At 72.5% G+C, this 11143-nt stretch carries 10 protein-coding genes; 5 read left to right on the top strand and 5 right to left on the bottom strand.

Annotated elements, in window-relative coordinates; translation table 11 throughout:
- Positions 1-159: 159 nt before the first annotated feature.
- The gene (amiA, locus tag ACFV9G_RS15570; RefSeq protein ID WP_241248494.1) at positions 160-258 is read right to left on the bottom strand and encodes a streptamidine family RiPP; all 99 of its coding nucleotides are present in this window, start codon (positions 256-258) and stop codon (positions 160-162) included.
- Between the two features lie 111 nt (positions 259-369).
- On the opposite strand from amiA, the gene ACFV9G_RS15565 reads away from it, so the two are divergent.
- Genes ACFV9G_RS15565 through ACFV9G_RS15545 form a run of 5 tightly spaced genes read left to right on the top strand, consistent with a single transcriptional unit; the run spans position 370 to position 6197 of the window.
- Positions 370-1572 carry a hypothetical protein gene (locus ACFV9G_RS15565; protein ID WP_378728380.1) on the top strand — a complete coding sequence of 401 codons (1203 nt, stop codon included), beginning with the start codon at positions 370-372 and terminating at the stop codon, positions 1570-1572.
- A complete protein-coding gene (locus ACFV9G_RS15560) occupies positions 1569-3266 on the top strand; it encodes a prolyl oligopeptidase family serine peptidase (protein ID WP_378728379.1) in 1698 nt (565 codons plus the stop codon). Before ACFV9G_RS15565 ends, ACFV9G_RS15560 begins: the two co-directional genes overlap by 4 nt.
- Positions 3266-4399, top strand: a complete 1134-nt coding sequence (locus tag ACFV9G_RS15555) for a FecCD family ABC transporter permease (protein WP_378728378.1) — start codon at positions 3266-3268, stop codon at positions 4397-4399. The genes ACFV9G_RS15560 and ACFV9G_RS15555 overlap by 1 nt, the downstream gene beginning before the upstream one ends.
- On the top strand, positions 4396-5187 hold the full coding sequence (locus ACFV9G_RS15550) for an ABC transporter ATP-binding protein (RefSeq protein WP_378728377.1): 792 nt from the start codon (positions 4396-4398) through the stop codon (positions 5185-5187). The genes ACFV9G_RS15555 and ACFV9G_RS15550 overlap by 4 nt, the downstream gene beginning before the upstream one ends.
- Positions 5184-6197: an ABC transporter substrate-binding protein gene (locus ACFV9G_RS15545; RefSeq protein WP_378728376.1), complete on the top strand. Its 1014-nt coding sequence runs from the start codon at positions 5184-5186 to the stop codon at positions 6195-6197. The genes ACFV9G_RS15550 and ACFV9G_RS15545 overlap by 4 nt, the downstream gene beginning before the upstream one ends.
- 59 nt (positions 6198-6256) lie before the next feature.
- On the opposite strand, the gene ACFV9G_RS15540 is transcribed toward ACFV9G_RS15545, so the two are convergent.
- From ACFV9G_RS15540 to ACFV9G_RS15525, 4 genes are read right to left on the bottom strand one after another with little or no spacing between them, the layout of a single operon-like run.
- On the bottom strand, positions 6257-7999 hold the full coding sequence (locus ACFV9G_RS15540) for an ABC transporter ATP-binding protein (protein WP_378728375.1): 1743 nt from the start codon (positions 7997-7999) through the stop codon (positions 6257-6259).
- Complete coding sequence (locus ACFV9G_RS15535; protein WP_378728374.1) at positions 7996-9750, bottom strand: ABC transporter ATP-binding protein; 1755 nt, start codon at positions 9748-9750, stop codon at positions 7996-7998. The genes ACFV9G_RS15540 and ACFV9G_RS15535 overlap by 4 nt, the downstream gene beginning before the upstream one ends.
- 41 nt (positions 9751-9791) lie before the next feature.
- Positions 9792-10463: a TrkA family potassium uptake protein gene (locus tag ACFV9G_RS15530; protein WP_091041412.1), complete on the bottom strand. Its 672-nt coding sequence runs from the start codon at positions 10461-10463 to the stop codon at positions 9792-9794.
- A 2-nt stretch (positions 10464-10465) separates the two neighbouring features.
- Positions 10466-11128 carry a potassium channel family protein gene (locus tag ACFV9G_RS15525; RefSeq protein ID WP_378728373.1) on the bottom strand — a complete coding sequence of 221 codons (663 nt, stop codon included), beginning with the start codon at positions 11126-11128 and terminating at the stop codon, positions 10466-10468.
- Between the last annotated feature and the right edge of the window lie 15 nt (positions 11129-11143).

Here is an 11143-nt window from a genome sequence, read left to right as displayed (position 1 = left end):
GGTGGCGGCTTTTTTTGTTTTTTACTCTGGGTGTCTGGGTGGGGGGGGGGGGGGGGGGGGGGGGGGGGGGGGGGGGGGGGGGGCACCCCCCCCCCCCCCCCCCGCGATCAGGCGGTGGCCAGCTCGCCCGAACGGCACTCAGTGCTCACCCGTCGGCGATCAGTCGAAGGGGTTCTCGACCAGCGCGTTGGAGTGCGTGGCGGAAAGGTGCGCCAGCTGCTCGGTGTCCTCGATCTCGCTCACGATGTCGTTGTTCATCGGAATCTCCTCTGTCGGATCGTTTCGACCCGGCGTCGCCGGGGCCCGCTGGTGCGGACAGCGGCAAAACGTATATGAGAATCATTCCCAATACCAGTAGTGTGTCCGACCATGACCCCCACACTGGTCCTCGCAGACCACCGCGCCGGCCGCTGGCGGACCTTCGATCCCGGTGCGTTGCCCGGCCCCTGGTCGAGCGCCACGCTGGCCGAGCACGCGGGCATCCTGACGCTCCCGGCGGGCGCCTCTGGGGGCGCGCGGGCGGTGTTCGCCGACGACGCCCTCGGCACGCTGGAGGTGCTCGACGGCGCAGGTCAGGCCCGCAGAGTGCCGATCGCGATCCCCGCCGAGCACGTCGCCTGCGACCCGACCGGACGCTACGTCGTGGTCACGACCGGTCTGGGCGCCTCATGGAAGCCGTGGAGCGACCTGGTCACGGTCGTGGACCTCGCCGACACCAGCGGCGCCACTGCCGTGCGGGCGCGGGTCCGCACCGGCGAGCCCGGCGTCGTGGTCGTTCCGGATGCCGGAACAGGCGAGCCCATGGTCGTGCTTCGGCACCGCGAGCCGGGCGAGGCGGAGGTCATCGCTCTGCGCGACCTGCTCCGGGCCGGCCCGCACTGCCCGGTCGTACGCGGCGAACGCCTGAAGCTCGCCGGAGACCTCGGCCACGGCGATGTCGTCGACCATCGGTCCGGCGTGGTCCACCTGTCCACCGAGGCGGGCATCGAGCGCCTGCGGGTCACCGGGGGACGGCCCGAGCGCCTCGAGACCTGGCCGTGGCCGGTGCCGGGACGGGCCTACTTCCTCCGTCTCGACCCGGCCGCGGGGATCGTCGCCGCCGTCCGTGGGGCCGATGAGGACGCGGCGCAGTGGCACACCTGGACCAACCACCTGGTGCGCTGGAGCCTGGACGGCTCCGCCGAGGTGACCCGGACCGGCGACGGCCTGGTGTTCCGGCCGGACGCGCTCGAGGGCACGGTCGCCTGGACGATCGTGCACCCCGACGGCGACCGGCTGGCGATGCTCGCCGACGGCCGGCTCAGCGAGGTCGAGCTGCCGTCGATGAGCGCCGCACCGCAGCCTGGGGCCGCGCCCTGGGACCCTGTCGGCGACAGGTCCGCGCAGCGGCGCGCCCTCGCGCTGGTCTCGGCCGACCTCGCCGCGGTCACTCGCGGGGGCGACGGCCAGCTCCATCTCGTCCGTGGCTCCGGCATCGAGTCGACCCTGGATCTGGGATCGCCCTTCGACGAGGGAGGCCACCTGGGCGTCATCAGAGCGCCCGAGTCACAGGTCGACGGGGTCGGCCGATGACGCGCGCGAGAGTGCACGACGCGCTGCGCCGTGCCGAGCGGGTGGGACGTCCAGGGCTGCCGGCGGGCCCTTTCCGACTCTCGCGGCGCCCTGGTGACCTGCTGCCGGTCCTGGTGGACGAGGAAGGCGGGCTCGTCTTCGACCCGGATGCTCGGATCCAGGGCGCTGCGCCGTCGCCGGACGGGCGCCTGGTAGCCGTCGAGATCAGCGACGACGGCTCCGAGAACGGTCGCCTCGTCATCGTGGACACGACGTCCGACGAGGCGACCGAGGTCGACGGGGTGGCCGAGGTCGAGGGGGTGGCCGTCAGGCACGCGCGGATGGCCTGGGACGAGGAGGGTCTGGTCCTCGTCGACGCCGCCGGTCGCTGCCTGCGGGTCCGGCCCGGGAAGCCGGCCCGGACGCTGTTCGACACCACCGCCGGCGAGCGCGCGACACCGATCGGCGTTGGTGACGGCGTGCTCGTCGCCCGGACCGGCGGGGAGCGGACCCGTTTGGTCGGCACCGACGGCGCGGAGGTACTCGCCCTTCCTCGGGTCCGCAGCATCACCGCCGCCGGCGACACGCTGCTGGCGGTGACCGGCGAGGAGCTGGTGACCTTCCGGGTGCCCGGAGCAGCACCGGCACGATGCCGGCTGGAGACCCTGCCAGGGGTGCCCGTGCACGCCCAGGCCCTTCCCGGCGGCGGCCTGGTCCACCTGGTCCGGGACGGCCACTCGGTGCTGATCCGCCTCGCCGCCGATGGCGAGCTCCTCGCGCCGGCGGAGACCGTCGCGATCTCGGAGCAGGAGGAGGTGCGTACCGTCTCGGGCCTGTCCTGGGCGCAGGACCGCGCCTGGGTGCGGATCGAGTCGCCGGCCGGGGCACCGCGGGTGATGCCGGCCGAGGAGGCAGCGCACTCGACGAACAACGGCCGACGGTCGCGGTTGATCACCGTGACCGCGGACGACGGCGCCGAGATCGAGCTCGTCCTGACCGGAGAGCCGGGCAGCGCGACCCTGCTCGAGGTCTACGGAGGCTTCGGAGTCGTCGACCTGCCTCGGTTCGAGCCCTCGGTCGCCGCCTGGTGCGAGCTCGGCGGGCTGCACGTGTCCGCCCGGTTGCGTGGTGGGGGCGGGACCGGCACACCGTGGCACAGCGCCGGGCAGGGCGCGGGCAAGGCACGTACGGTCGCCGACGCCGTCACCGTCGCCCGCGAGCTGGTACGCCTCGGTCTGACCCGCCCGGAGCGGCTGGTGCTCGCCGGGGCCTCGCTGGGCGGACTGGTCGCCGTTTCCGCAGCGCTCGCCGAACCAGGCCTCGTCGCAGGGGTCGCCTGCACGGCCGCACCGCTCGACCCGCACCGCTTCGCCGAGCACCCCGGCGCGCGGCACTGGACCGAGGAGTTCGGCGACCCGGGCGACGCCGCGGTGCGGGCCGCGATGGACGACTACTCGCCGTTCGCCCGCGCGGACCGGTATCCGGGCCGCCGCTGGCCGCGCTTCCTGCTGACCACGTTCGCGGAGGACTCCCGCGTCGGCGCCGCACCCACCGACCGCCTCGCCGAGCTGTTGACGGCGCGCGGCGCCGACGTCGTACGCAGCCACCGCCCGCGGATGGGCCATGGCGGCAACCACCTCGACTCCGTGCACGACTTCGCCGCCGCCGTCCTCGACTTCGCCCTCGACTCAGCTCACCAACCCACAGGAGCGTGATGACCCCCACCGACATCGCCGTGACCACGGACCAGGCACCGGCAGCGAAACCGCGAGCCTCCGGCCAGGTCCCCGCCGTCATCGCCCGGCGACGATGGCGCGCCCGACTGCTGACCGTCGGCCTCGCTGCCGCGCTGGTCGTGGTCGTCGCGCTGTCCGCGTCGTCGGGCACCGTGGACCTGACCGCCCTCGATGCCGCCCGGCTGGTCACCGGGCACCTGCTGCCCGGGATGCCGTGGATGAGCGACGGCACCTACACGGCGCTCCAGGATCAGGTGGTGTGGCAGTTCCGGCTGCCCCGCGCCCTGCTGGCTGCGCTGGCCGGGGCGGCGCTGAGCCTGGCCGGGGTCTTCATCCAGGCAGTCGTACGCAACCCGCTGGCCGAGCCGGCGATCATCGGCGTCTCCTCTGGCGCGGGCGTGGGCGCCGTCTCCGTCGTGGTCCTGGGCGCAACGGCGGTCGGCGCCTGGATCGGGACCGCGGCGTTCCTGGGCGCCGCGGTCGCGACCGCGGCGGTGTTCGCGGTGGCGTACAAGAACGGCAGTATCGCCCCGCAGCGGCTGGTACTGACCGGGGTGGCGCTGGGCACCTTCTTCAGCGCGATCACGAGCTATCTCACGCTCACGACCGAGGCACAGAACGTGTTCAGCGTGATGTTCTTCCTGCTGGGCTCCGTCTCCGCCGCCACGATGACCGACCTGGTCGGGCCGCTGGTCGCCCTCGCGGTCGCGCTCGTGGTCTCGATCACCACCGGACGCGCCGTCAACGCCCTGCAGGTCGGTGACGAGACGGCCACCGCGCTGGGCGTGCGGGTCAACCGACTGCGGTCGGTACTGCTGCTCTGCGCCGCGCTGCTCACCGGCACCGTGGTCTCGGTCGCGGGCGGGATCGGCTTCGTCGGCCTGGTGGTCCCGCACATCGCCCGGGTGCTGGTCGGGTCCGACCACCGACGGATCGTCCCGGTGGCGGTGCTCGGCGGCGCCCTGTTCCTGTGCGGCGCGGACCTGATCGCCCGGACGGTCTCGGCGCCCGCCGAGGTGCCGCTGGGCATCATCACCGCGCTGATCGGGGTGCCGTTCTTCCTGTGGCTGATGCGCGGCCGGGCCGCCGACGAGCAGGGGATGGCGCGATGAGGCTCGAGACGCTGGACCTCACCCTGAACCGGGGCAGCCGCGAGGTCGTCACCGCGGCGTCGGTCATGGTCGAGCCGGGCGAGGTGCTCGGCCTGCTGGGCGCGAACGGCAGCGGCAAGTCGACGCTCCTACGGGCCTGCTTCGGTGCCCTGCGGCCGGCCTCGGGCCGGGTCCACCTCGACGGCATCGACGTCGCCACGATGGGCCGTCGCGAGATCGCGCGCCGGGTCGCGGTGATGGCCCAGGAGCCGCCGGACGAGTTCGGGCTCACCGTCGCCGAGAGCGTGCTGCTGGGACGTACCCCGCACCGCGGCGTGCTCGGCCGCGACAGTGCCGCGGACTGGCTGGTCGTGGACCGGGCGATGACGATGGCGGGCGTCTCCGCGCTCGCCGACCGGCCGGTGCACCGGCTCTCGGGCGGGGAGCGGCAGCGTACGTTGCTCGCCCGGGCGATCGCGCAGGAGGCCGAGCTCCTGCTGCTCGACGAGCCCACCAACCATCTCGACGTCTCCTACCGGTTCGAGCTGATGCACACCGTCGCGGAGCTCGGGATCACCACCGTGGTCGCCCTGCACGAGCTCGACCTCGCGCTGGCCTACTGCGACCGCGTCGCCGTGCTCGACCGCGGACGCGTCGTCGCGCTCGGCGAGCCCGCCGACATCCTCACCCCGGACCTGGTGCGTGAGGTCTTCGGTGTCGAGGCCAGCCGGATCACCGATCCGGAGGCCGGCACCCCCCACCTGCTCCTGCGCGGGACGTCCGCGCGGGCCCGAGAGAGGAACACATGAACACCACCCCACTGCTGCGCGCCGTCCCGGTCGCGGCGCTCATGCTCCTGGCCGCGACCGGATGCGGCGGCACCGGTGTCACCGACGACGCGGCGGCTGCCGGTGAGGCCACAGAGGGCTACCCGGTGACCGTGGCGAACTGCGGGCGCCAGGTCACGGTCGAGTCCGCGCCCGAGCGGATCGTCGGGCTCAGCCCGGCCCAGACCGAGCTGCTCGTCCGTCTCGGGGTGGCCGACCGGCTCGTCGGCCAGGCGCAGACCGCCATGCACGAGCTCCCCGAGGACGTCGCCGCGAAGGCGAGCGACGTGCCGGAGCTGAGCACGGACGCGCCGCCGGCGCGCGAGCAACTGCTCGACGTGCAGCCCGACGCCGTCGTCGCCCCGACCGAGTACGAGTTCACCGCCGAGCAGGGCTTCGCCACCATCGACCAGCTCACCGACGCCGGCGTGACGACGTACGTTGCCGCGGGCGGCTGCCCCGAGCGCCGCGCCACGGGCGAGGTCACTGACCTGTTCACCGACCTGGAGGCGCTCGGGAGCATCCTCGGGGTCTCGGCCGCCGCCGACGAGCTGGTCGCCGAGACCCGCAGTGACCTCGAGGCGGTCGAGAAGGCGGTGGCGGACCGGCCGCGGCCGACCGTCGCGCAGCTCTACATCGAGGGCAAGACGCTTTCCGCGATCGGAGCCGGGGTTGAGTACGACATGATCGAGCGCGCGGGCGGCGAGAACGTGTTCAGCCCTGAGGAGAAGCTCTTCGAGCAGTTCTTCTCCGCGGTCGTCTCACCGGAGGAGATCGCCGCGCGTAACCCGGACGTCATCGTCTTCGCCGTCCGCGAACAGGCCGAGGCCGAGCGGGTCGAGACGTACCTGCGCCAGACCTTCCCCGACGTCACCGCAGTCAAGGAGGACCGCTTCGTCGCGCTACGCACCCCGGACACGTTCCCGGGCACGCTCGGCAACGTCACCGCGGTGCGGACGATCGCGGAGGGCCTGCACCCCGACGCCTTCTGAGTCGGGCGTGTGCTGGCCGCCGGGTCGCTCTCGGGGCGGCCCGGCGGCCAGCTCTCCGTCTACTCCTCGGCAAGAAGCCGCCAGCCCTCGGCCTGCGTACGCTCGCGCCAGAAGTCGAGGTAGCGCCCACCGTGAGCCAGGAGCTCGGAGTGGGAGCCCCGCTCGACGATCCGGCCGCCGTCGAGGACGACGATCTGGTCGGCGGCGACGACGGTCTGGAGCCGGTGGGCGATCACGATGACGGTCCGGTCGGCGGAGAGCGCGGTGAGCGCCTCCTGGACCGCGGCCTCGTTCTCGGCATCGAGGGCGGCGGTGGCCTCGTCGAGGAGGACGACGGGTGCGTCCTTGAGCAGCGCCCGCGCGATCGAGACCCGCTGCTTCTCGCCGCCGGAGAGCGTGGAGCCGGCCTCGCCGATCCGGGTCTCCCAGCCACGCGGTAGCCGCGAGACGATGTCGTCGACGCGGGCCAGCCGAGCGGCTTCCCGCAGCTCGTCGTCGGTGGCGTCGGGGCGCGACATCATCACGTTCTCGCGCAGGGTGCCCTCGAAGAGGTAGACGTCCTGGAAGACGATCGAGACGCGCCGCATCAGGGCCTCGGTGCCGAGATCGCGTACGTCGACGCCACCGAGCATCACCGAGCCGTCCGTGACGTCGTGGAACCGGGCCACCAGGCGCAGCAGGGTGCTCTTCCCGGACCCCGAGGGCCCCACCACGGCGGTCAGCGAGCGCGGGGGAGCGGTGAGGGAGACGTCGTCGAGGACCCGGGTGGAGCCGTCGTAGCCGAAGCCCACGCCGCGCAGCTCGATGCCGCTGTCGGCGGGCTCGCCGGGCGTGGCCGGCTCGGGAAGCGGCGAGAGCGCGAGCACGTCGAGGACACGTCGCAACGAGCCCTCGGCGATGCGCAGCGCGCTGGAGAGCTCGCCGTAGTCGATGAGCGACTCCACGAACCGCACCGTGAGGACGAGGAGTCCGATCGCCGTCGCCGGGGAGAGGGTGCCGCCGAGACTGAGGTGGACGGTCAGCGCGATCACCAAGGTGAGCAGCGCCTGGATGGAGAGCAGCTGGATCCCCAGGCCGCCGAACCCGGTCACCAGCAGCCGTCGTGAGGCCCGCTTCTGCTCCGTCAGCGCGGTCTCGACGAGCTCGTTGCCGTGGACGGTGCGTCCGAACACCCGCAGCGCCGGCTGGTTGAGCGCGAACTCGACCACGCGCGCGGATCCCTCCGCCATCGCGGCGTCATAGGCGCCCTCGCCACGGCCGACGATCGTCGCCAGGAGGCGGGTGGTGGCCAGCACCGCGACGACGCCGACGAGGAGCGCGAGCGCCAGGCGCCACTCCAGGAACGCCATCGCGACGACCACGGTGATCGGGCTGACAACGGCGGCGATCAACGGCCGCAGCAGATGTCCCGGCACGGAGGCGATGTCGGTCGCGCCCTTGGAGGCCATCCGAGAGAGCTGCCCGGTGCGGTCCCGGTCGTACCAGCCCAGCGGCAGCCGCACGGTGTGGTCACCGAGCCGGGCAAGGGTGATGTCGAGCAGGTCGCAGGCCAGGTCGTAGCCGTCCAGGTTGCCCACGGTCAGGGCCACGTGATGGGCCACGAAGAGTCCGGCAAGCACACCCAGCCAGGTGGTCGCGGCGTCCCAGTCCTGGCGCAGCGCGGCGTCCAGGACCGGCACGACACAGGCGAAGGCCAGACCCTGGAGTACGCCGGTGGTGACGAACATCGCGACGACACGGGCGAGCTGGCGCCGGTGGGGGAGGTCCACGAGAGCCGCGAGCAGGCGGACGATGGCGATCATGCGTGACCTCCGACCGGGTGGGCGCGCTGGTCGGCGGCCCAGAGCCGGGCGTAGCGCCCGCCCCGGGCGAGGAGCTCCTCGTGGGTGCCGAGCTCGGCGACCCGGCCCGCGTCGAGGACCACGATCTGGTCGGCCGCGGTGACCGTGGAGAGCCGGTGCGCGATCACCAGCAGCGTACGTCCGGCGACGAGGCGGGACAGGGCCCGCTGGACGAGCGCCTCCGACTCGGGATCGGCTGCCGCGGTGGCCTCGTCGAGCACCAGGATCGGGGTGTCGGACAGCAGCGCGCGGGCGATCGCGACCCGCTGCCGCTCACCACCGGAGAGCTGGCCGTCCTCACCGACCACGGAGTCGTAGCCGCGTGGGAGCTCCTCGATGCGGTCGGCGATCTGCGCGGCCTCGGCCGCGCGGCGTACGTCCTCCTCGGGTGCCTGTGGGTGGGCGAGACGGATGTTGTCCCGGATCGAGGTACGCAGCAGCCCGGTGTCCTGGAAGACGAAGGAGACCTGCTCGTAGAGCTGGGCGCTGGTCATCTCCCGAAGGTCCACTCCGGCGATGGTGATCCGGCCGGCGGTCGGGTCGGCGAAGCGGGGCAGCAGCTTGGCCAGCGTCGACTTGCCCGAGCCGGAGTGGCCCACGAGCGCGGTCACCGTCCCCGGCTCGAGGACCAGGCCGATGTCGTGGAGCACCGGCGGCGCGCCGGGGGAGTAGGCGAAGGAGACGTCCTGGATCTCGACGCGTGAGATGGCGGGAGCGGCCGCGGCCACGGCCGGCTCGGGCAGCTCGGGCTCGGCCAGCAGCCGCTGGATGCGCCGGGCCGCCTCGGTCGCCTCGCGCAGCTCGCGGGCGGCGTAGCCGGCGACGGTGACAGGTGCGGTCATGGCCAGTCCGAGGACCAGGAACGGGACCAGGTCAGGACCCGTGATCCACGAGGCCCGCAGCATCCAGACCCCGGCACCGAGGACGAGCACCAGGGTCAGTGCCGGCGTCAGCGCGAGCTCCATCAGCAGCATCCCCAGGGCGGAGTGCCGCATCCAGGACCGGTTGAACCCGCCGAACCGGGTGGCGACCTCGGCCAGCCGCCGGTGGGCCTGTCCGGTCGCGCCGAACGTCTTGATCTCCGCGATCCCGCCGGTGTTCTCGACCGTGGCCGCCGCGAGCTCGGCCAGCCCGGCGTCGTAGTCGCGGTAGAGAGCCGCGGCGCCCCGCATCGAGATCCGGAACCCGACCAGCCCGAGCGCGAGCGGGACCAGCGTGACCAGAGCGAGCGGCGGGGAGACGACGAAGAGATACACGGCGACGACCGAGGGCAGCGTGATCGCGGCGGTGAGCTCCATGACCGAGTGGGCGACGAGATGGTGCAGCGCGGCGACGTCGTCCTGCACGGCCTTCTTGACGGTGCCGGAGTTGCGTTCGGTGAACCACGCCAGCGGCACCCGGCCGAGCCGGGCGACCATCAGCCGCCGCAGGTGGATGGAGAGGTCGAGGTCGGCGAGGTGGGAGAGCCACGACGAGCCGAGCACCGTCGCGAGGCGTACCAGCAACGCGGCCACGCTCACCCAGACCACGACCCAGGCCAGGTCGGCGTCGACAGGTGAGCCGTCGGCAGCAGGCAGCAGGATCCGGGCGAGCTCGACGATCCCGACCAGCGGCACCAGCCCGGCGACGGTCGAGACGACCATCAGCAGCAGGCTGGCGACCAGCCTTCCCCGGACAGGACGAAGCGTCTGGAGGAGGGGAGAGCGAGCCAACTGTTGTCCTGCCGAGATCGAGGGGTTGCTGCGTACGAGCCCTAGCCGCCGTGGCCCGTGGGGGCCAGGAGACGCTCGAGCTCGTCCTCCTTCTCGGTGGGCACGACGAAGAGGAGCTCGTCGCCCTGCTCGAGCGGCTGCTCGGGAGTGGGTACGTAGACCTGGCCGTCCCGCAGCAGCGTGACCAGCGCGCAGTTCTCCGGGAACGGCACCAGGCCGGTGGGCTTGCCGACGTAGGGCGAGTCGGCGGGCAGGGTGATCTCGACCAGGTTGGCCTGGCCCTGCCGGAAGGTGAACAGGCGCACCAGGTCGCCGACGGTGACGGCCTCCTCGACCAGCGCGGACATGATCCGCGGGGTGGAGACGTTGACGTCGACGCCCCAGGCCTCGGTGAAGAGCCATTCGTTGTTGGGGTGGTTGACCCGGCCCACGGTGCGGGGCACGCCGAACTCGGTCTTGGCCAGCAGCGAGCAGACCAGGTTGGCCTTGTCGTCACCGGTCGCGGCGATCACCACGTCGCAGTTGTCGAGCCTGGCCTCCTCGAGCGAGGAGAGCTCGCACGCGTCGGCGAGGAGCCACTCCGCGTCCGCGACCCGCTCGGGCTTGATCGAGCCCGGGTTCTTGTCGATGAGGAGCACCTCGTGGCCGTTGGTGATCAGCTCACGGGCGATGGACCGGCCGACGGCCCCGGCCCCGGCGATAGCAACTCTCATCGTCAGTCTTCCTCGGGGCCGTTCTTGATCGTCTTGTACGCCTGCGCGGTGTTCTCCTCGCGCATGACGATGTGGAGCACGTCGCCCTCCTGGATCACGCTCTCGAGGACAGGGAGGACGCCCTCACCGAGCCGGTCGATCCAGGCGATGCGGCTGTTGGACTGGCGCTGGAACTTGATGGTCCGCTGGCCGACCCAGGACTCGGGCATGATGACCTGGTCGATGCGGATGTTGCCCGACATGTCGCGGAAGTCGGGCTCGGCGCCGGCCGGAAGGAGCCGGCGGAGCACCTGGTCGGCGGTCCACTTCACGGTCGCCACGGTGCTGATCCCGAGACGCTGGTAGACCTCCGCGCGGCCGGGGTCGTAGATGCGGGCGACCACCTGCTGGATGCCGAACTCCTCGCGCGCCACCCGGGCGGAGATGATGTTGGAGTTGTCACCGCTGGAGACCGCCGCGAACGCCTCGGCCCGCTTGATGCCGGCCTTGAGCAGGACCTCGCGGTCGAATCCCATCCCGGCGACCTTGTCACCGTTGAACCCTGGCCCGAGCCGCCGGAACGCCTCGGAGTTCTGGTCGATGACCGAGACCGTGTGGTTGCGGTCCTCGAGGCTCCTGGCCAGGGTCGAGCCGACGCGGCCACAGCCCATGATCACTACGTGCACCGTGTCATGATTGCA

The organism is Nocardioides sp. NPDC059952 (assembly GCF_042730435.1).
GTDB lineage: Bacteria > Actinomycetota > Actinomycetes > Propionibacteriales > Nocardioidaceae > Nocardioides.
Note: the sequence above shows the minus strand (reverse complement) of the source record. Positions and strands in the feature narration are given on the sequence as shown.